Source organism: Pseudomonas sp. TMW22089 (assembly GCF_022496645.1).
GTDB lineage: Bacteria > Pseudomonadota > Gammaproteobacteria > Pseudomonadales > Pseudomonadaceae > Aquipseudomonas > Aquipseudomonas paraversuta.
Genome location: NZ_SCFG01000001.1, coordinates 484642 through 503639 on the forward strand (window position 1 = coordinate 484642; position 18998 = coordinate 503639).

The following is an 18998-nucleotide window of genomic DNA, read 5'->3' on the forward strand; positions in this document are numbered from 1 at the left end:
GGCGCGCCCATGATCCCGGCCTTGATACTTTTTCTGATCAGCTTTTTGATGTTCGTGATGTCATTGGCGCTGGTCTACCGCGCATTGCGAGACCCGGCAACCAACAGGGTGCTGGACCGCTTGGGTGAGGGCCAGCCGCGACCGCTGGAAACACCTCTGAGTGTGGCATGGCTGGACCGGGCCTTTTTGCAGGCCGGTATGGGCCGTCCTTCGGAACGTCTGGGGGTGTGGTTGGCGATATGGGGCGCTGTCGCAGTGTTGGCCGGGCTGATGGGCGGCTGGGGTTTTTTCCTCCTGTTGCTGCTGCTGCCGCCGTTGCTTTTAAAACTCTATGTCAGCTGGCGATACCACCGTCGGGTGCGGCGTATGGTCGAACAATTGCCGCAGTTACTTGATCACTGTGTGCGCAGCCTGAAGGCGGGCCGCACCTTGTCCGATGCGGTGCTGCACGCGATTGAGGCGTCGAATGATCCGCTTAAAAGCGCCATCAGCCGGGTGGCGCGCAACGTGCACCTGGGGGTGAGTCTGCCCGATGCGGTGGAGGATTTTGCCGAGCTGTATGAACGCAATGAATTTCGCATGTTTGCCCTCGGATTGAAGGTCAACCATCGCTACGGCGGCAGCGCCAGTGAGTTGCTGGAAAACCTGATTGTGCTGATTCGTGAGCGTGAACAAGGTGCCCGGAAACTCAAGGCCCTGACCGGTGAAACCCGCATCACGGCAGTGGTTCTGGCGGTGTTGCCACTGTTGGTGGGGGGCTATTTCATGATCACCAACCCCAGTTACCTGACCAAGGTGTGGCAGGATCCGAGCGGTCAGCACATGCTGCTCACCGCCTTTGCAATGCAGGCTATCGGTAGCCTGGGACTGTGGCGCATGGTGCGGAGCGTATGACATGGCCTTGCTGATTTGTTTGATTTTATTGATCGGCGCTCTGGGGCTGGTAATTAACCATGTGATCCAGGAGCGGCTGAGCCAGCAGCGGGTGATGCAGCGTCTGGAGGGTGACAGGACCGGTCCCGGCAAACTCAGCCTGTGGATGCGGGCAGTGGGCAGCAGCAAGTTTGGCCAGCGCTCGGTTTCGATGGACAGCGAAACCCAGGTCCTGCTCAACCGCGTGGGCTGGCGCACCGCCAGTCAGCGGTCATTGTTTGCCGCGTTCCAGATCGGTACTCCGGTTGCCTTTGCCGGGCTGATCTTTCTGGGGCATGAATTGTTCTTTCCCGGTTCGGGAAATCTGATGCTTGTACTGCTGTTTGCGCTTGCCCTGGGGTATCTGATTCCCAAGCGAATGTTGGCCTACGTGGCGAAAAAGCGGCAGCAAGAAGTGGCGGTGGAGGTTTCAACCTTCATTCCGTTACTGCGCATCCTGTTTGAATCCGGCATGGCAGTCGAGCAGGCGCTGCGGGTGTTGAGCCTGGAGGGGCGGCAGTTGCTGCCGGTGCTTACTGCAGAGTTGCGGGTGATGCTGGCCAGGGTGGACTCGGGCCTGGAGTTGAGCCAGGAGCTCAACAAAACCGCAGCCTTGCTGGATGTGGACGAATTCAACGACACCTGCGTGATCCTGCAGCAATTGATTCAACAGGGCGGCGGGGCGATGAAATCGTTGCAGGCGCTTAAAGAGCTGCTCGATGACCGGCGCATGACGAGTCTGGAGGAATACATCTCGAAAATGTCGGCCAAGATGTCGGTGGTCATGATGGTGTTTCTGTTTCCGGCGCTGATGATTGTATTGGCCGGGCCGAGTTTGATGGCTATCGCAAGGGCCTTTACCTCTTGATCAGGAGTATGAGTATGAAAGCTGTCATTGCCGCGTGTGCGCTGCTGATGTTGGGCGGTTGTGCGACAGGGGGGCAGGGTAATTCGCCGTGGTCGAGTCTGACCGGCAGCAGTTGCGCCAAGTTGAGTGATGATCAGGAACTGTCGATGAGCCTGGCCGACGACATGGCCAAGGAGGGCAAGCTGCACGCCAGCCTGGCCAACCTGCAAGGTCTGCCGGAGCGTTACGCCCAGGTGCAACTGCGCAAGGCCAGAATCTACCGGCAACTGGGTCGCAGTGAAGCCGAGCCTTTGTATCGCGGGTTGCTGGGCTCCTGTCTGGCGGCCGAAGGTGAGCATGGCCTGGGTCAGCTGGCAGCAGGGCGGGGTGATAACGCGCTGGCGACCACTTATCTGGAGCGTGCGGCACGCATGGCACCGACCGATGACAAGGTGCGTAACGACCTGGGGGTGGTGTATCTCAATCAACTGCGCCTAGACGAAGCGCGCTTTGAGTTTTTGACCGCTCTGGAGCTCAAGCAGACGGATTCGCTGGCGGCGCTGAACCTGGTGACCTTGCTGATTTATCAGGATCAGTGGAACCAGGCCGCAGAACTTGCGAACCGTGCCGAATTGACCCCTGCGCAAGTGGGTGATGCCCAGGCCAGGGCGCAAGCCCTGAAAACCCAAGCCAAGACAGCCAGCAATCAAGTGGCTGCGATCAAATAATGCGTTGGAGGTGTGCCATGAGTCTTTATATTCGAGTCGGTGTGTTGTTGGCCGTGCTGCCGCTTGGCGCCTTTGCCATCGGGCCGGGACCTGTGTCCAGAGCCCAGCAGGACACCGAAAACTGGCTGCAGCTTCAGGTCAGTGGCCGTGCCCAGTCACCGATCCCCCAGACAGCCACCCCGCAAGAGCGCGAGCTCAGCCTGCAACGCTGGCTGGACAGCTACACCCACCCTATTCCTGAGTATTACAAACAGGATGAAGGCGGTAGCGGCAAGTCGGATTGATCAATGTGGTTCAGGCCCCTGTTCCATCCAGTGCGGGACAGGGGGGCATAGCCTGGATAACTGATCAGCCGTCAACCATCTGCCGATGGTGTTGGCCGGAGGAGTTGGGGGACAGGACAAGGGCCAGTTGGGTGCGGTTGTTCATGTGGGTCAGGCGCAGCACTTGCGACACGTAGAGTTTTACGGTGTTTTCGGTAATGCCCAGATCACAGGCGATCTGGTAGTTGGTCTGGCCTTTGCTCACCAGCTTGGCAACGTCCAGTTGGCGTGGCGACAGTTGTTTGAAAATGGAGGGGATCTGAACCCCGGAACTGTCGCCCGAAGATGGAGACGTTATTTGGGAGGGGCGGCGAGCTGCTGCCATATCTTGATAGAGGTCGTCGATGGACTCGGCCAGATATTGCAACTTCTGGTTCAGATGCCCCAACTGGTAACTCTTGTGCTGTTCGCGAAGAATTTCTTCCTGACGCTGAATACCTTCAAGTAACTCACTTAGATCGACGGGCTTTTGATAGTAATCGGCGATGCCAATACGCAGCGCTTTGATCACGTCTTTTTTATCTGAACGACCAGTCAATAAAATGCTTTCAAAGGCGCGCTGTTTTCCGGCAACTTTTTGCAAGTGTTGAGTGAGTTCGATTCCATCCATGTCGGGCATGTGCAAGTCGCACAGCACCAGGTTGATATTCGAGTCGGCGGTGAAAGCACTTATGGCATCACGACTGGATTGGCAAGGTACGCAACCATAGCCGCTGCTTTCCAGGAACTCGCATAGCTCTTCGACAATTAATGGTTCATCATCGACGACGAGTATTTTTATTTTGAACGTTGGTGTTTTCACACGGTTCTCCATCCTGGTAAACCAATCATGGACATCTTGCATCGACATCTTGGGCACCCGCTTGAGGTGTCTGGTTTAAACGTAGACCTACTTTACGACTATGTACAAGGTGTTAATCCCTCAAACTGACGATGGCAGTAACATCACTGTCAGGGTGAAACCACCTAACAAGAAGGGTGCGTACGGAAGTTTTTTTGACAGTGCGGTTTTGTCGTTATTGGCGTCTGACTTAAATCGTTGATTCACAACAGGCAGAATTTTTGACGCTAGCAGCCACCACAGGGCAGTACATAAACTGGCGCCGATCACGGTACCTAAAATTGTCAGACGGTCGGTTGCCAGTGCCAGGGCAATCAGCAGCTTTACATCACCGGCGCCCAGCTTGTTCAGGGCATAGCCGGGAAGTGTCAGTAACAAAGCGATCAATAGCGCCCAGCCGCCTTCACCGGCGCTGGCGCCAAGCCAGGTGCTACCCGTCCAGAGCAGATACAACAACGCCAGCGCCGCACCCCCAAAGGTCAGGATATTGGCAATCTGGCGCTGGATAAGGTCTTGGGTGGCGCAGGCGAAGAACCAAACAAACACAACGGATAAATGGATCACGTAATTAACATCCCTTTTTACCAATGATTCTATGATGATATTACTTTAGATTGACAGGGTGGACGCAGTCATGAAAACAGGCCTTCCTAAAAAACAAAAAGGCGCCGCTGCCATTGAGTTCGCGCTGGTATTTGTTGTTTTTTTTGCGGTGCTTTATGGCGTACTAAGTTACAGCTTGCCGTTGTTGCTGATGCAGTCATTCAATAACGCCACCGCCGAGGCGGTGCGCCGCAGTGTGGCGGTCGATCCTTCGCTGACGGCGGCGACTTATAAATCCACGGTTGAGGCATTGGCCACCAGCGTGCTGAACGACAAACTGAGCTGGGTCCCTAAAACCGTGGCTACAAGCCTGGTCAAAACTGCAACTTATGACGCCACCAAAGGGGTACTGACTGCGACTGTCAGTCTGCCGTCCGTTGCGTTGCGCAGCATCATGCCGGTACTTAAATTTGGAACTATTACCGTACCTGATCTGCCGAGCTCCTTGACGGTGACATCGAGTATGAAATTTTGATTCACGGTGAACGATTCTTCGGGCGCCTGCTCGGCGGCTTCGGCGAGCAGGCGCCCGAATCCCCTGGCCTGCAGTGGCGAACCGATGCTGGCATACAGCTGGTGCTCGATCCGCAGGGGCGGGTGATTGACGCCCATGGTCTGCAGCGCTTTGGCCTGGGGCTGGCTACAGGTGAAGGAACGCCGCGTCTGTTGCTGGACTATCTGGTGCCGGGCAGCACTCAGGCCCTTGAAGGTGTGCCGGCAGACTGGACCGGGCACAGCCTTGATCTGGACTTTCAAGGGCCGGGCCTGAACGTGCTGAACACCCGGGGCTGGGTGCAGCCCCAGGGCGATCACTGGCTGTTGCAGTTGCTGGATATCAGCGATTTACGGCGCCACAGTCAGCAAGCCGGCAGCCGCGAACAATGCATGCAACTGGCCCTCAGCATCACTCAGCAGCTGCGCCAGTGCAGCGCTGCCCGCCTGCCTGAAGTGATCCATGAAGCCCTGCGGTGTGTGGCCCAGCAGTGGCGTGTGCCCTGCGTGGCGCTGGCCGTGCGCAGTGATACCGCCCTCGGCTGGCGTCTTTACAGTGCTTATCACGCTTTTGATGCGCCGCTGTTGTGGACGTCCGGGCAGACCGTTGGCGAGGTTCTCGATGATCTTGACGCAACAGCGCCCCGGCACATAAATGCGGATCTTGAGAGGAGCCGTACCCCTTTGCTCAACAGCCTGTTTGGCAATGCCGACGGTTTGTTGGTGCCATACCGTGATCAACGCGGGCAGTCTGTTTGGTTGCTGCTGGGTTTTTACCCGGCGGCGCAGCAGCGCCGGTTGATGAGTGACAGCGACTGGTTGCTGGTGTGTGCGGCGATGGCCGGGCCTTTGCAGGACCGTCTGCGCGATCAGCAGCACACTGCGCAACAGGAGCGCATGGTCGCGCTGCAAGAGCTGCTGGGTACGGGCTGGTGGGAGTGGTTGCAGCCTTCCCGGCAGATTCAGCTGGCAGCACAATTGAGCGCCAGTCTGTTGCCCGAGCTGGAGCCTGCGGCATTGACCCGCGAGGCGTGGCTGGCGCTGTTTCACCCAGCGGACCGGGATGAAATCAGCAGCGGTTTCAATGCGCTGCTGGAGCACGGCAAAGCATTGCTGTTGTGCGCGCGGGTGCATCAACCCCAGGGCGGGCAGCCTGCGCGGTGGTACCGGATACAGGGCCAGGTGCTGGGGGCTGGCGCAGGTCGGCGCATAGTGGGTTACATGCTCGATATCAGCGACATTAAAAACCAGCAACTGCAAGCCGCTGCCGCCCATGCGCGACTGGACAACCTGATTGCCAGCTCGCCCGCGGTGATTTACGTACAGCGCTACGACGAAGGCGCCTTGCTCCCCGCTTTCTTCAGCGACAGCTTGCAGCCTTTGCTGGGCTGGAGTCTGGACGACTGCGCAGGCGGCGCCTTGATCGAGAAGATTCACCCCGACGACCGCGAGCAGTATTTTGAACGTACCCGCCAGCTGCTGCGCCAAGGCAGCAGCCGCAGCCGCTATCGCCTGCGCGACCGCAGTGGCGAGTATCACTGGTTGCTGGATGAGGCCAAACTATTACGCGATGACCTGGGGCTGCCCGTCGAGGCGGTGGGTTTATGGCTGGATATCACCGAGACCACCGAAGCGGCCGATCGGGTCAAGCACAGCGAGGAGCGTTACCGGATACTGGTCGAAGATTCCCCGGCGATGATTTGCCGCTACTTGCCGGACCTGACCCTGACTTTCGGCAACCGGCCACTGGCCACTTATCTGGAATGCACCCCGGAGCAATTGCCGGGGATCAGCCTGGGGGATTGGCTCTCATCGGAGCAGCGTCAGTTATTTGCCCGGCGGATTGCCAGCTTGAGCCCGGAGTTTCCGGTCAGCACGGCTGAAATCAGCCTGCAACTGCCCGGGCGTGAACACGCGTGGTGGGTCTGGTCGGATCGCGGGGTGTTCGATGCCCAGGGCCAGTTGCTCGAAATCCAGGCGGTAGGTCGCGACAACACCGAAGTACGGCGCTCACAACAGCAACTGACCCATGGCGCGAAGATGGCCACCCTCGGCGAAATGGCCACCGGCCTGGCCCATGAGATCAACCAGCCGCTGAATGTGATGCGCATGGCGATCGTCAACGTGCTCAAGCGCCTGGGTAACGGCGATGTGCAGATTGATTACCTGACGGAAAAACTCACCCGCATCGATTCGCAAATCCAGCGTGCTGCGCGGGTGGTGGACCATATGCGGGTGTTCGGCCGGCGCTCCGAAATCGAGCAGCAAGTATTCAACCCGGTGCAGGCACTGGAAGGCACTTTGGCCTTGCTGGGCGAAGGCCTGCGTAGCAAAGGGGTCGAAGTTCGCACTGAAGAGCTGGTGTGTAGCGTGCAGGTGCGCGGCCACTCTGATCAGCTGGAGCAAGTGCTGATCAACCTGCTGGTCAATGGGCGTGACGCCTTGTTGAGCAAACGCGAGACGGACCACGACTTCCAGCCCCTGATAACCCTGAGCGCCGAAGCAGACAGCAGCCATGTACGCCTTTGGGTCCAGGATAACGGCGACGGTATCGACCCGCGTTTGCTGGAGCGCATCTTCGAACCGTTCTTTACCACCAAGCCCGTCGGCATTGGCACTGGCCTGGGCTTGTCGGTGAGCTACGGCATTATCGACAGCATGGGCGGGCGGTTGAGCGTGAGCAACAGCGCAACCGGGGCCCGGTTTTGCGTGGAGTTGCCGGTGTCAGAAGGCTAGAGGCCAGCCGCCGCTGACGAGGTGCGACAGAAGATGTGATGGGCTTGGTTGCCCATCGCAGCTTTGTTTCCCGTAGCGGCTACAGGTGTTGCGGGTCAGAGCACCAGTTGGGCGCGTCCGCCCTGGCCGCAGGAGAGGTTGGCGCCAATGTCGACCTTGTCGATGGTTATCCCCAGCACATTAAGGATGTTGTTTAAAAGCGGGTCGACAATCGGGCTAAGCAAAGTACCGATGATATTACTGATGGCCGTAATTAAACCGTTCAATATATTGCCGATACCCTCGAGCAGATTGCCCAGGGTGCTGGTGCCTGTGGGTCTATAGACCGCCAGCTTTATACCTTGCAGCGTGGTTTTAAGCGTGCCCACCAGATCTTTTGCTTCTACGGTGAAAAAAAGCGGCTCCTGTTTTACTTCGGGTGGTTGATTGTAAGTATGGGTCTGGTAGGGAGCGGTAAGGCTGCCAATACTGGTGTCTACCATTAGACCAATCCCGCCACCATAAAAAGGTATCCGGGTTTTAGGGTCGCATACTTTGAATAGAACCAGCCCCGAGCAGGTGACGGAACCAATATCAACGATGGGCAATGGCTTGATGGTGACATCGCCGGTTGAAGACAAGGCATTGGTCATGTTGTCAATACTTCCGAACTTGACCTTTACCAGGGCTGCATTGTTCGCGACAGTCAGGCTTTTTGTGGTCGTACTGGGGCATGAGTAATCAGTGACATAGGAGTTGGCGCTGGCGAGCTCAAGGATAATGTCGATCCTGGGGGCAGGGAGTACTTTGAGATCGGTTTGCTTGCAAGGAAGTATCACCAGACACAGGACCGACTCAAGGGTGGCAGCCAGATTGAGGCTTAGTAAACTGTTCAGCGTATTGGTCAGGGGGCCGACCAGGTTATTGAGAACGAACGAGACTGCCGGGGTATCGAGCACTGGCAGGCTGATGCTTACCCCCGCCCGCAGTTGTGCAGTACGCACGTAGATCCGGGACGCAGGATCGGTAGGGTTGGCCTTTGCCGGATCACCAATGGCTGAAAGCTGAGGTGGCTCGATGACTTTTAATTTCACCACGCCATTGATCACGCCCGGAACGTTCAGCGGGACGGTAGCCACTACGCCATTATTGATGTTGGCGAGCTGGACAAAAGCCTCCACTAACTGGAAGACATTCAAGTTGGTGTCCAGCCCCGCGCCACTTGTACCCGTTTGCAGTTTCAATATATCGGCCAGTTTGACCTGAATACTGCCCACCGCAGCTTTAAGTCCGAGGAGCCCGTCAACGGCCACGCTGGTAGTATTGCCATTAAGTGTCAGCACTTTAATGGCCGTGTCGATAAGTTTTGTGAGTTGTATTTTAGTGTTCAAGACATCGGTATAACTGCCGGCATTGATGTTTAAATCAATGGCTAACTGATCCAGATAACTCAGCAAGTTGATCTTGCTGTCGACCAGACCTTGCCAGCCCGCAGCGCTTAGATTGAGCGAGCCTCCCAGCAGCCCGCCCCATAGTGCGTTAAGTACCTGGGATTTTGCAGAGTCAATGTTAACGGCAGTGCTGCGAATCGTAAGTTGAGCCAGTAACCCCTTTGGTGCAGCCCCCACTGCACTCGCAGTTAAATGGGTATCGAAATTAAACTTGCCCGTGGAAAACATGCTCCACAACCCGCCGGCGACACTGGTGGGGACGGTGGTGGTGGCGATAACGCGGATGGCCTCGGTTTGGCTGTTGTCTGCCTTGAAAGTGCGCAGGTTGTCGCTTCCCGTCACCAGGGTGCCGCAGGTGGTGCTTACTTGCTGAACAGGCCCGGGTATAAAGCTGTTGCGGGTTGCACTGTCCTTGGCGTAGGTCAGTGCGGTACCGGTCACGCACGAGCCTCCCCGGCTGATTGTCTCCAGCACCGCCATGTCCGCCACCCGTTGCAATTTGCGTTGCTCCAGGTAAAGCCGTCCGCTGTCGACCACCAACAACATGAAAATCAGCACCATGCCGAGGACGACTACGGCCATCAAGCCGATTGCGCCGCGCTGCTGTCGGGGGCCAGAAAAACGGATACCACTTAGACGGGGAGACATCGAGCACTCCTGATACTGGAACATGGTCCAGCGCTAACTCTCCAAAGTTTACCGAGTGTAGCCAAAAAGTCGACGAAGCGCTGGCCAGTTGCCAGTTTTATATGAGTGATGTGAACAACTGTGCAAAAGTCATTGATATCTGAAGAGATAAAACGTGTAGCAGCTAACTTGCTCGCGAAAGTATTAATCCATTCTTACTTGTATACATCGCGAGCAAGTTATTAATGATACGCCTCAAACCTTACTTGGGCGGATAGTTGCCGAGAATTTTATTCACCGCTTCATGGATGGCAGCGCTGCGCTCGGCAGGGGTCGGGCTGTTGTCGACGATTTTTTCTGCGCTGCCACGCCATACCAGTCTGCCGTCTTTGGCATCGATCAAGTCGATTTGCAGGGTGCCCACCTGATAAACCACATTACGGGTTTCGTTGTACATCGGTGCGCCCCAGTAACCTTCCCACGGGCCACCGGCATAGCCCCAAGGTCCGCCCCATGGGCCGCCATAGCCGTAGTTGGTGACAATTTGTTCCTGGCGGTTGGCCACGATCAGATAGGTTTGCACCAGCAGGTCCGGCTTGTTGCCCGCCGTCACAGGGCGCAGGCCACGCTGGTCGAGGCCACTGCTCACGGCCTGCATGATCCGTTGCTCGGTCAGGTCGCTTTTTAGCATCAGGCTATTGGGCTGGTATTGCAGCGCCGGGTCTTTCCAGGCCCAGGTCTGAAACCTGGCAAAATCGACAGAAGGGTTGTAGTCGCTGGTGACCTGCATGGACTCGCAGGCGCTGAGCAGCAGGGCCAGGCCCAATAGTGCAATGCGACGTAGCATGATGATATCTCCGCTTCAACATTCAAACTTACTGAGGTGGGTAAGCCTGCACTGCCTTTTTCAGTGATTCGCGCAGGGCGTCACTACGTTCGCTCAGGCTGCCTTTGCTGCTGGTTTCTGCACTTGAACTCCATACGGGTTGACCGGTTTTGCCGTCGTAGAAATTGAGTCGCACCACCATGACTTCAACTTCGTAGGTGCGTACCACGGGGAACGAGTTGTACATCCCGTACTGATTGCCGTAACGGCCATAACTGTTGCCGTAACCGGCTCCATAACCATAGTCGTCCTGCACCTGACGCAGACGTTTTTCTGTATGTAAATCAGCGCTCACCCACAAGTCTGCCGGGCGACCCGGCTGGGTAGGGCGCAAGCCGCGCTGGTCGAGGGCGTTATTCACCGCCTCGGCGATTTGTGCCGGGTCAGCCCAGGCCGTGCCGGCCGGCAGGCGGCCATTGAGCCAGGCCCAGCTTTGATAGCGCCCGTAATCCCGTGGAGGCGCAGGGTAGGCGCTCAAGTCCAGGGTGTTGGCTGTCTGGGCCGGAGCGGGCGGCATCGGCAGTGCACTCGGGGTATAAGGGTTCGGGCTCTGGCAAGCCACCAGCCCGAGGCTCAAGACAACTAAGGCGAAACGGCGATACATGTTGTTCTCCCGAACGGGCGGTTCAAACCGGGCGGCACACCCAATGCAGATAACGTCCCAACCCGGCAAAGGCTGGGTGGCGACGGTGGGCCAGCTCCATTTCTACCAGCGCTTGCAGCTCGGCGCGGGCCTGGAACTCCACGGGCATGTAGTCGTGAAATACCCGCACACCGCTTTGGGTTTCGACCTGCCACAAGCCTTCGAGCGCAGTGGCCAGTTCCCGTGGGTCCAGGGGTTGTTGCGGGGTGAGGCTTTGTTTTTCGCCGGCCATATCGTTCTTGCGCATTTTGCGGAAGTGGCCTTTGAGCAGGTTGCGATAGATCAGCGCGTCGCGGTTGTAGAACGCCAGCGACAGCCAGCCGTCCCTGGCCGTGAGCTGGTGCAGTACGGGCAGAATGGCGTGGGGTTCGGCCAGCCATTCCAGCACCGCATGACACAACACCAGGTCGTAAGGCTCGGTCAGCTGGCCCAGCAGCTCTTGCCACGGCGCCTGAATGAACGTGCCGTTCTGGCCCGCGTCGGCAAAGCGCTGGCGCGCACCTTCGAGCATGGGCGCTGCCGGCTCGGCCAGGGTTACGTCGTGCCCCTGCTGGGCCAGCCATAGCGACATATGGCCCAGCCCGGCGCCGATATCCAGCACGCGCAGGGGGCGGGCGGGCAGTGACTCTGTAAGATCGGCCTGAAGTACGGCCAGACGAATGGCACCCTTGGCGCCACCGTAGATTTTTTCGGCGAAGCGGGTCGCCAGTTGATCGAAGTGACGGTCACTCATTTGCTGAAACGCCTTTCGCTGTCGGCCAGTTTGTTGCGCACCACTTCGTTCATGTCCAGTCCGAGTTCGCTGCACAGCAACAGCAAGTACAGCACGATGTCCCCCACCTCCTGCCCGGCGTGGGCCAGTTGGTCGGCGGGGAGCTGGCGCGATTGGTCTTCACTCAGCCACTGAAAAATCTCCACCAGCTCGGCCATTTCAACACTGGCCGCCATGGCCAGGTTTTTCGGGCTGTGGAACTGTTTCCAGTGATTGTTATCGCGGATGCGGTGCAGGCGTTTGGTCAGTTCGTCGAGGTTCATCGAGGGTGTGCTCTCCAGAAGGCGCAAAGCTTGCGGCCGAACAGAAGTTGGCGCAAGTGAAAGGCGCTACTAGCCGGTGGCTATACCCTGTGGGCGCTAGCTGATCGGCCGCCAGTTGCCGGACATGTGCAGCAGATCGCCGTGGCCGTTGAGCTGGAAGTCGCCGCTGGAGCCCGCCGCGCAACTGAGCAGGATCACTTCACTGGGCAGACGTACCGGTTTTTTGAAGGCCACGCTGATCTCGACGTTGGCCTTGGGCAGGTGCGAGTCGAGGGCCGCCAGGGCCCGGGCCTCGAGCCACAAACCATGGGCGATGGCGCTGGGAAGGCCGAACAGTCTGGCGCTGGCGGCACTCAGGTGAATGGGGTTGTAGTCGCCCGAGACCCTGGCATAGCGGCGGCCGATATTGGCCGGGGCGAACCAGCGGGTCAGTTCGTTCATCGCCACCGGCTGCTGTGCACCGGGTTGAGCTACGTCGCCCGGCAGCTCGACGCCTTTGCACAGCAAGGTGCTGTCGGCCTCCCACAATGGCCCGATCAAGTCGTCAACCTGGGTGACCACATCGAAGGTGGCGCCCTTGGCGTGTTTTTGCAGGTTGTGGACAAATACCCCGATGCGCAATTGCGTTACCCCGCCCATCGGGCGCAACACGCGAATGCGATTGGTCAGGTGAATCAAGCCCAGCAGGGGGAAGGGAAAGCTCTTGTCGGTCAGCAACTGCATTTGCAGACCGAACGCCAGAACATGGGGGTAGGTCGGCGGCAGCAGCGGCCCTGGCGCCAGTGCGCAGATGTCACGGAACGCGGCCAGCGGTTTGGCCTGGACCTCTACCCAGCAGCGCAAACCCTGTTCTGGCAGGGTGTTGCCGGTGATTTTACGTTTGGCCGCCGCATGGGCGTACAGCGCGGGTAAATGCGGCGGGTTACCGAGATCCAGCCAATTCACGCTCATGGTTTATGCCCCCAGAATACTTTGACCGCATACCCGCAGCGCTTGCCCGCTGACGGCCCCCGAACCCGGCTGGCTGAGCCAGGCTACGGCTTCGGCAACGTCCTGGGGCAGGCCACCCTGGCCCAGCGAGCTCATGCGCCGGCCTGCTTCGCGCAGGGCAAACGGAATGTGGGCGGTCATTTGGGTTTCGATAAACCCCGGCGCCACGGCATTGATGCTGATGCCGCGCTCACTCAGCAGCGGCGCCCAGGCCTGCGCCAGGCCAATCAGCCCGGCTTTGCTGGCGGCGTAGTTGGTCTGGCCGCGATTGCCGGCAATGCCGCTGATGGAGGCGAGCAAAATGACCCGGCCGTTATCGCGCAGGGTGCCGCTGTCGAGCAGGGCTTTGGTCAGCACTTGCGGTGCGTTGAGGTTGACCGCGAGCACTGCGTCCCAGAATTCGGGGGTCATGTTGGCCAGGGTTTTGTCACGGGTGATGCCGGCGTTATGCACCACGATGTCGATGCCGTCCGGCAACTGCTGGATAAGTTGGGCGGCGGCGTCAGCGGCACATATATCCAGAGTGATACTGCGTCCGTCCAGGCGTGCAGCCAAGGCGTCGAGGTCAGTCTTGGCCGGTGGTACATCCAGCAGGATCACTTCGGCGCCGTCCCTGGCCAGGGTTTCGGCAATGGACGCGCCAATGCCACGGGCGGCGCCGGTGACCAGTGCCTTGCGTCCTGCCAGCGGCCGGGTCCAGTCCTGAACCCGGGTGGCGCAGGTGCCAAGGCGTATGACCTGACCGCTGACATAAGCACTTTTGGGTGACAGGAAGAACCGCAGGGCGCCTTCAAGCTGGTCTTCGGCACCCTGGCCGACATACAGCAGCTGCAAGGTGCCGCCGTTGCGCAACTCCTTGGCCAGTGAGCGACTGAAGCCTTCAAGGGCGCGCTGGGCACTGGCAGCGAATGGATCGCTCAATGTTTCAGGCGCCCGGCCCAAAATAAGCAGATGGGCACTGTGCTCAAGGCTGCGCAGCAAGGGCTGAAAGAACTCGCGCAACTGTTTGAGTTGGTCGGTGTGCAAGAGCTCGCTGGCGTCGAACACCACCGCCTTGAGTTTGGGGCCGGTACCTGGAATCCAGGGTGTGGCGACCAGGGGGTCAGGCCCGTAACTGAATACAGCGTCGGTCAGTTTGGCGGCAAAGCTGTTGACCTCTGCGGCCAGGCTACCGCCGCCAATCAAGAGCGGCCCCTCGATGGGGCGTAGCCGTCCAGCCTGCCAGCGTTCCAGTCGCACCGGTGACGGCAGCCCCAACGCGCCGACCAGACGCTGGCCGAGGGATGAGTTGACGAAGTCGATATAACGGTCTGACATGGAACACTCTCCGACAGATTGGGTTCAAAGGGTTGACCACAAACACGGGTGGGTCGTTCGTTATCAGCGATAAGACCTACGCTTGTTACGAACATTGACCGTAAGAGAATAGGGTGAATCGTATGAGTCTGCGTCGTGTAGCCATTATTGGCGGTAACCGAATCCCGTTTGCCCGTTCCAATGGGCCTTATGCGAATGCCAGTAATCAGGACATGCTGACCGCCGCTCTGGAAGGTCTGATCGAGCGGTACAGCTTGCACGGGCTACGGATGGGGGAGGTGGTGGCCGGGGCGGTGCTCAAGGATTCCCGAGACTTCAGCCTGACCCGCGAGTGCGTGCTGGGCTCCCGGCTGTCGCCGCAAACCCCGGCCTATGACGTGCAGCAGGCCTGCGGCACGGGCCTTGAAGCTGCATTGCTGGTGGCCAATAAAATTGCCTTGGGGCAGATCGAATGCGCGATTGCCGGTGGCGTCGACACCACATCTGACGCTCCGATCGGCCTGAATGACGGGCTGCGTAAATGGCTGCTGCAGTTCAATCGCACCAAGGCACCTGTGGACAAGTTCAAAACCTTGCTGCAATTACGGCCGCACTTTTTGAAGCCCGAGTTTCCGCGTAACGGTGAACCGCGTACCGGGCTGTCGATGGGCCAGCACTGCGAGCTGATGGCGCAAACCTGGAACATCCCCCGCATCGAGCAGGATGAGCTGGCCCTGCACAGTCACCAGGCATTGACGGCGGCCTATCACGCGGGCTGGGAAGACGATTTGATTACGCCGTTTCTGGGCTTGAGCCGCGATAACAATCTGCGTCCGGACCTGACCCTGGAGAAGCTGGCGGCCCTTAAACCGGTATTCGAGCGAAGCGCCAAGGGCACGCTGACGGCCGGCAACTCGACACCGCTGACCGACGGCGCTTCTGTGGTGTTATTGGCCAGTGAAGAGTGGGCCAGGGCACGTGGTCTGCCGATTCTGGCGTATTTTCGCGACGGCGAAACGGCAGCGGTGGATTTTGTGCATGGCGCGGAGGGTTTGCTGATGGCCCCGGTGTATGCCGTCCCACGACTGCTGGCGCGCAATGGTCTGACATTGCAGGACTTTGACTACTACGAAATTCATGAGGCCTTTGCGGCACAGGTGCTCTGTACCCTGAAGGCCTGGGAAGACGCAGACTATTGCAAAACCCGGCTTGGCCTTGATGCCCCGCTGGGTTCTATTGATCGCAGCAAGCTCAACGTCAAGGGCAGTTCACTGGCAGCGGGGCATCCGTTTGCCGCGACGGGCGGACGGATCCTCACCAACATGTCCAAGCTGCTCGCCACCGCCGGCAAAGGCCGGGGCCTGATCTCGATTTGCGCCGCAGGCGGCCAGGGGGTGACGGCAATTATTGAGCGCTGAGCCGAACCCAGTGGAGCTGGCAAGCCAGCTCCCGGAACATTGTGCAGGTTAGCGGGCGGGCGCGATGGTCTGGTTTTGAGCGGCGGCTTGTTCTCGGTTACGGGTGGCGTAGCTTTCAGCCATCACCGAGCAGACGATCAGTTGCAGCGGGTGGTAGATCATGATCGGCAGCAGAATCAGGCCCAGCCCCGGGTTGGCTCCAAAGATCAGCGCTGCCATGGGGGCGCCGGCGGCCAGGGATTTTTTGCTGGCGCAGAACACGGCGGCAATTTCATCTGCAGTGCTGAATTTCAGGGCGCGGGCGGTGCGGGTGGTCAGCCACAGGATAACCGCGAGCAATAGCGCACTGCCGGCCAGGGCGCTGAATATCACCGAAGTACCCTGTTGTTGCCACATGCCGGAGACCATCGAGTTGCAGAACGCGGCGTACACCAGCAGCAGAATCACCACTTTGTCGGCGATGTTGGTATAGCGCTTGTGGCGGGCGAAGAAGCGTCCAATCAGCGGGCGCAGTAGTTGGCCCAATACCAGTGGCAATAACAGCATGGCGCACAGATCGAGCAAGGTTGAGCCCAGATCGATCCCGCCGGCGCCGCTGCCGACCACAAAGCTGACCAGTAACGGGGTCAGGAATATCCCCAGAACGCTGGACAGGCTGGCATTGAGAATCGCTGCCGGCACGTTGCCGCCCGCGCTCCCGGTGAGTGCCACGGAGGATGAAATGGTCGAGGGCAACGCGCACAGGTAGAAGAACCCCAGCATCAGCAAGGGCGGGATATGGGCGCCCAACAGTTTGTTGGCCACCACCCAGATCAGCGGAAAGGCAATAAAGGTGAAGCCTTGCACCATGAAGTGCAGGCGAATGTTTTTCAGGCCGTGGCTGATCTGTTCACTGGACAGATTGACCCCGTGCAGGAAAAACACCAGGAACACGCCGATATTGATCACCCACTCGGCATGCATGGCGCCGCCGGTGCTGCCGAAATGGGGGAATACATAGGCCAGAAATGTCGCTAGCAGCATCCCGCACAGAAACCAGTCGGTGAACATTCGTTTGAGATGTTTGAGCACAGGCATTCCGGGCACCGCGATATTGTAAGAAATGATGACTTAGCCTAACGTCGGATTTATCTGACGTCTTGCGATATAAGGCCAACCAATGCCGCCAAACGGACAAGCTAGCGCCCAGCGTGCCATTCCGGTGCTCGATGTTTTGCCGCGGCCGCTGTATGCCCGTGCCGAAAGTCTGGGGGCAGGTTCGTGGACGCCGCGTCACCGGCATGACTGGGTGCAGTTTTCGTACGCGATCAGTGGCGTGCTGGGGGTGCACACGGATGAAGGCAGTTTCTTTGCCCCGCCGCAGTGGGGGATCTGGATACCGGCAGGGCTGGAGCATGAGGTAGTGACCTCGACCCGGGCTGAAATGCGCAGTCTGTATATACGCCGGCAGGATTGCCTGTGGGCGCCCGAGCATTGCCGGGTCCTGGAGGTAACGCCGCTGGCGCGGGAGTTGATCAAGCACTTCTGCGAATTGCCGGTGGAGTACCCCGAAGGCGGCAGCCCCGAGCAGCGCCTGGTGCAGGTGTTGCTTGATCAACTGGCGGCCTTGAATCAGGTCGGCTTCTCGCTGCCATTGCCCCGGCATGTGCGGTTGCTGGGCCTGTGCAATGAGCTGATCGCATGCCCGGATGCCGAGGTCAGCCTGAGCCTGTGGGCTGAGCGCCTGGGAACTTCGCAGAAAACCCTGATGCGTTTGTTTGCCCGTGAAACCGGGATGAGTTTTCGCCGTTGGCGTCAGCGCATGCGTTTGCTGTCCTCGCTCAGGGTGCTGGAGGAGGGTGGCAGTGTGACGGGCGCCGCGTTGTCCTGTGGCTATGACTCGACGTCGGCCTTTATTGCTGCATTCAAAAAAATGTTCGGTTTTACCCCGGGGGAGTTGTTCAGGCATTGATTCGCCCGTTATGCGGGATGCTCCTGCAAAGGGCAAAAGCGCTCCCGGCGGGGGCGGCATGACCGCTGGTTGGATTAGACGATGCTCTAAAGTTTGCGCTCGTCTATCATTCGGGACGGCTGGCGCAGGAAGCGACTTTCCGGATTTGTTGGCACATGGAGTGCACACAAGCGACTCTTAACACGGCCCCCCTCTCCCCGTGGTGAGTGGATTGCCGTATAACGAGTGACATTCGCGTGTTTGGTAATAAAGGACCCACAATAAAAGCTGATGAAGACTCCAAAACGCTTAGAACCCCTGATCGAAGACGGTCTGATCGACGAGGTGCTGCGCCCACTCATGAGTGGCAAAGAAGCAGCTGTGTACGTAGTCCGCTGCGGCAATGAGCTGCGATGCGCCAAGGTTTATAAGGAGGCTAACAAACGTAGTTTTCGCCAGGCCGCCGAATATCAGGAGGGTCGCAAGGTTCGCAACAGCCGTCAGGCCCGAGCGATGGCCAAGGGCTCGAAGTTCGGTCGTAAAGAAACCGAAGATGCCTGGCAGAATGCCGAAGTGGCAGCACTGTTCCGTTTGGCGGGTGCCGGAGTCCGGGTTCCCAAGCCGTACGACTTCCTGGAAGGCGTGCTGTTGATGGAGCTGGTGGCCGATGAGTACGGTGATGCTGCGCCGCGTCTGAATGACGTGGTGCTGGAGCCGGATCAGGCCCGCGAGTTCCACGGGTTTCTGATTCAACAGATAGTGCTGATGTTGTGCACCGGTCTGGTCCACGGTGACTTGTCCGAATTCAACGTATTGCTGACGCCTACCGGGCCGGTAATCATCGACCTGCCGCAAGCGGTCGATGCTGCGGGCAACAACCACGCGTTCAGCATGCTGGAGCGTGACGTGGGCAACATGGCTTCCTACTTCGGACGTTTTGCCCCGGAGCTCAAGACCACCAAGTACGCCAAGGAAATGTGGGCGCTTTACGAAGCGGCTACGTTGCACCCGGGCAGCGTGCTGACCGGTGAGTTTGACGAGCCGGACGAGCTGGCCGATGTTGGCGGTGTGATGCGCGAGATTGAAGCTGCGCGTCTGGACGAAGCGTTCCGTCAGGCCGTACGTGCTGCGGACGATGCGCCACCGAGCAAAGCCGAAGAGCCGCCTCCACCCTGGATGCAGTAATTCGATGAATAAAAAATCCGGCCCAGGCCGGATTTTTTATGGGCGCGGCCCAAACCCTGCCGGAGCGGATGAGGGG

19 protein-coding genes are annotated in these 18998 nt (G+C 58.8%); 9 read left to right on the forward strand and 10 right to left on the reverse strand.

Annotated elements, in window-relative coordinates; translation table 11 throughout:
• The first annotated feature begins 9 nt into the window (after positions 1-9).
• The 4 genes from EQV90_RS02155 to EQV90_RS02170 are packed head-to-tail and all read left to right on the forward strand — an operon-like array spanning position 10 to position 2771.
• Positions 10-894 carry a type II secretion system F family protein gene (locus tag EQV90_RS02155; RefSeq protein WP_010656223.1) on the forward strand — a complete coding sequence of 295 codons (885 nt, stop codon included), beginning with the start codon at positions 10-12 and terminating at the stop codon, positions 892-894.
• 1 nt (position 895) lies between these two features.
• Positions 896-1780: a type II secretion system F family protein gene (locus EQV90_RS02160; RefSeq protein WP_003439262.1), complete on the forward strand. Its 885-nt coding sequence runs from the start codon at positions 896-898 to the stop codon at positions 1778-1780.
• 14 nt (positions 1781-1794) lie between these two features.
• Positions 1795-2487 carry a tetratricopeptide repeat protein gene (locus EQV90_RS02165; RefSeq protein ID WP_127195757.1) on the forward strand — a complete coding sequence of 231 codons (693 nt, stop codon included), beginning with the start codon at positions 1795-1797 and terminating at the stop codon, positions 2485-2487.
• Positions 2488-2504: 17 nt separating this feature from the next.
• Positions 2505-2771, forward strand: a complete 267-nt coding sequence (locus EQV90_RS02170) for a DUF3613 domain-containing protein (RefSeq protein WP_003439272.1) — start codon at positions 2505-2507, stop codon at positions 2769-2771.
• A gap of 64 nt (positions 2772-2835) precedes the next feature.
• On the opposite strand, the gene EQV90_RS02175 is transcribed toward EQV90_RS02170, so the two are convergent.
• The gene (locus EQV90_RS02175; protein WP_240877708.1) at positions 2836-3624 is read right to left on the reverse strand and encodes a response regulator transcription factor; all 789 of its coding nucleotides are present in this window, start codon (positions 3622-3624) and stop codon (positions 2836-2838) included.
• Between the two features lie 108 nt (positions 3625-3732).
• Complete coding sequence (locus EQV90_RS02180; protein ID WP_127195758.1) at positions 3733-4215, reverse strand: prepilin peptidase; 483 nt, start codon at positions 4213-4215, stop codon at positions 3733-3735.
• 70 nt (positions 4216-4285) lie between these two features.
• Here EQV90_RS02180 and EQV90_RS02185 point away from each other — a divergent pair, with 70 nt between their 5' ends.
• Entirely contained in the window at positions 4286-4729 is a 444-nt protein-coding gene (locus tag EQV90_RS02185) for a TadE/TadG family type IV pilus assembly protein (protein WP_010656221.1), read from the forward strand.
• Positions 4726-7482 carry an ATP-binding protein gene (locus EQV90_RS02190; RefSeq protein ID WP_240877698.1) on the forward strand — a complete coding sequence of 919 codons (2757 nt, stop codon included), beginning with the start codon at positions 4726-4728 and terminating at the stop codon, positions 7480-7482. The genes EQV90_RS02185 and EQV90_RS02190 overlap by 4 nt, the downstream gene beginning before the upstream one ends.
• 95 nt (positions 7483-7577) lie before the next feature.
• Here EQV90_RS02190 and EQV90_RS02195 read toward each other — a convergent pair whose 3' ends face one another.
• The 7 genes from EQV90_RS02195 to EQV90_RS02225 all read right to left on the reverse strand — a co-directional run bounded on the left by EQV90_RS02195 (position 7578) and on the right by EQV90_RS02225 (position 14410).
• Entirely contained in the window at positions 7578-9560 is a 1983-nt protein-coding gene (locus EQV90_RS02195; protein WP_240877699.1) for a pilus assembly protein TadG-related protein, read from the reverse strand.
• A 241-nt stretch (positions 9561-9801) separates the two neighbouring features.
• On the reverse strand, positions 9802-10386 hold the full coding sequence (locus EQV90_RS02200) for a DUF4136 domain-containing protein (RefSeq protein ID WP_003439285.1): 585 nt from the start codon (positions 10384-10386) through the stop codon (positions 9802-9804).
• A gap of 28 nt (positions 10387-10414) precedes the next feature.
• Positions 10415-11029 carry a DUF4136 domain-containing protein gene (locus tag EQV90_RS02205; protein ID WP_240877700.1) on the reverse strand — a complete coding sequence of 205 codons (615 nt, stop codon included), beginning with the start codon at positions 11027-11029 and terminating at the stop codon, positions 10415-10417.
• A 22-nt stretch (positions 11030-11051) separates the two neighbouring features.
• Positions 11052-11801, reverse strand: coding sequence for a methyltransferase domain-containing protein (locus EQV90_RS02210; RefSeq protein WP_003439288.1), 750 nt, complete (start codon positions 11799-11801; stop codon positions 11052-11054).
• Positions 11798-12103, reverse strand: a complete 306-nt coding sequence (locus tag EQV90_RS02215) for a MazG-like family protein (protein WP_003439290.1) — start codon at positions 12101-12103, stop codon at positions 11798-11800. Before EQV90_RS02215 ends, EQV90_RS02210 begins: the two co-directional genes overlap by 4 nt.
• Before the next feature lie 96 nt (positions 12104-12199).
• Positions 12200-13054 carry a MaoC/PaaZ C-terminal domain-containing protein gene (locus tag EQV90_RS02220; RefSeq protein ID WP_240877701.1) on the reverse strand — a complete coding sequence of 285 codons (855 nt, stop codon included), beginning with the start codon at positions 13052-13054 and terminating at the stop codon, positions 12200-12202.
• Between the two features lie 3 nt (positions 13055-13057).
• A complete protein-coding gene (locus EQV90_RS02225) occupies positions 13058-14410 on the reverse strand; it encodes a 3-oxoacyl-ACP reductase (protein ID WP_003439294.1) in 1353 nt (450 codons plus the stop codon).
• Positions 14411-14532: 122 nt separating this feature from the next.
• On the opposite strand from EQV90_RS02225, the gene EQV90_RS02230 reads away from it, so the two are divergent.
• Entirely contained in the window at positions 14533-15807 is a 1275-nt protein-coding gene (locus EQV90_RS02230) for an acetyl-CoA C-acetyltransferase (protein WP_003439295.1), read from the forward strand.
• Positions 15808-15855: 48 nt separating this feature from the next.
• Here EQV90_RS02230 and EQV90_RS02235 read toward each other — a convergent pair whose 3' ends face one another.
• The gene (locus EQV90_RS02235) at positions 15856-16884 is read right to left on the reverse strand and encodes a bile acid:sodium symporter family protein (RefSeq protein WP_240877702.1); all 1029 of its coding nucleotides are present in this window, start codon (positions 16882-16884) and stop codon (positions 15856-15858) included.
• 82 nt (positions 16885-16966) lie between these two features.
• Between EQV90_RS02235 and EQV90_RS02240 the strand changes: the two genes are divergently transcribed.
• Both EQV90_RS02240 and EQV90_RS02245 read left to right on the forward strand, forming a co-directional pair.
• The gene (locus EQV90_RS02240) at positions 16967-17758 is read left to right on the forward strand and encodes a helix-turn-helix transcriptional regulator (RefSeq protein ID WP_003439300.1); all 792 of its coding nucleotides are present in this window, start codon (positions 16967-16969) and stop codon (positions 17756-17758) included.
• 270 nt (positions 17759-18028) lie between these two features.
• Positions 18029-18922 (forward strand): PA4780 family RIO1-like protein kinase, encoded by an 894-nt coding sequence (locus EQV90_RS02245; protein WP_003439301.1) that lies wholly within the window; start codon positions 18029-18031, stop codon positions 18920-18922.
• Positions 18923-18998: the final 76 nt, after the last annotated feature.

What these genes read in the sequence shown, in the direction of transcription:
- EQV90_RS02175 (WP_240877708.1), bottom strand. Translation starts at nt 3,624, where the DNA reads ATGGAGAACCGTGTGAAAACACCAACGTTCAAAATAAAAATACTCGTC.
- EQV90_RS02205 (WP_240877700.1), bottom strand. Translation starts at nt 11,029, where the DNA reads ATGTATCGCCGTTTCGCCTTAGTTGTCTTGAGCCTCGGGCTGGTGGCT.
- EQV90_RS02160 (WP_003439262.1), top strand. Translation starts at nt 896, where the DNA reads ATGGCCTTGCTGATTTGTTTGATTTTATTGATCGGCGCTCTGGGGCTG.
- EQV90_RS02155 (WP_010656223.1), top strand. Translation starts at nt 10, where the DNA reads ATGATCCCGGCCTTGATACTTTTTCTGATCAGCTTTTTGATGTTCGTG.
- EQV90_RS02245 (WP_003439301.1), top strand. Translation starts at nt 18,029, where the DNA reads ATGAAGACTCCAAAACGCTTAGAACCCCTGATCGAAGACGGTCTGATC.
- EQV90_RS02165 (WP_127195757.1), top strand. Translation starts at nt 1,795, where the DNA reads ATGAAAGCTGTCATTGCCGCGTGTGCGCTGCTGATGTTGGGCGGTTGT.
- EQV90_RS02170 (WP_003439272.1), top strand. Translation starts at nt 2,505, where the DNA reads ATGAGTCTTTATATTCGAGTCGGTGTGTTGTTGGCCGTGCTGCCGCTT.
- EQV90_RS02195 (WP_240877699.1), bottom strand. Translation starts at nt 9,560, where the DNA reads ATGTCTCCCCGTCTAAGTGGTATCCGTTTTTCTGGCCCCCGACAGCAG.
- EQV90_RS02200 (WP_003439285.1), bottom strand. Translation starts at nt 10,386, where the DNA reads ATGCTACGTCGCATTGCACTATTGGGCCTGGCCCTGCTGCTCAGCGCC.
- EQV90_RS02220 (WP_240877701.1), bottom strand. Translation starts at nt 13,054, where the DNA reads ATGAGCGTGAATTGGCTGGATCTCGGTAACCCGCCGCATTTACCCGCG.
- EQV90_RS02225 (WP_003439294.1), bottom strand. Translation starts at nt 14,410, where the DNA reads ATGTCAGACCGTTATATCGACTTCGTCAACTCATCCCTCGGCCAGCGT.
- EQV90_RS02240 (WP_003439300.1), top strand. Translation starts at nt 16,967, where the DNA reads ATGCCGCCAAACGGACAAGCTAGCGCCCAGCGTGCCATTCCGGTGCTC.
- EQV90_RS02185 (WP_010656221.1), top strand. Translation starts at nt 4,286, where the DNA reads ATGAAAACAGGCCTTCCTAAAAAACAAAAAGGCGCCGCTGCCATTGAG.
- EQV90_RS02230 (WP_003439295.1), top strand. Translation starts at nt 14,533, where the DNA reads ATGAGTCTGCGTCGTGTAGCCATTATTGGCGGTAACCGAATCCCGTTT.
- EQV90_RS02210 (WP_003439288.1), bottom strand. Translation starts at nt 11,801, where the DNA reads ATGAGTGACCGTCACTTCGATCAACTGGCGACCCGCTTCGCCGAAAAA.
- EQV90_RS02235 (WP_240877702.1), bottom strand. Translation starts at nt 16,884, where the DNA reads ATGCCTGTGCTCAAACATCTCAAACGAATGTTCACCGACTGGTTTCTG.
- EQV90_RS02215 (WP_003439290.1), bottom strand. Translation starts at nt 12,103, where the DNA reads ATGAACCTCGACGAACTGACCAAACGCCTGCACCGCATCCGCGATAAC.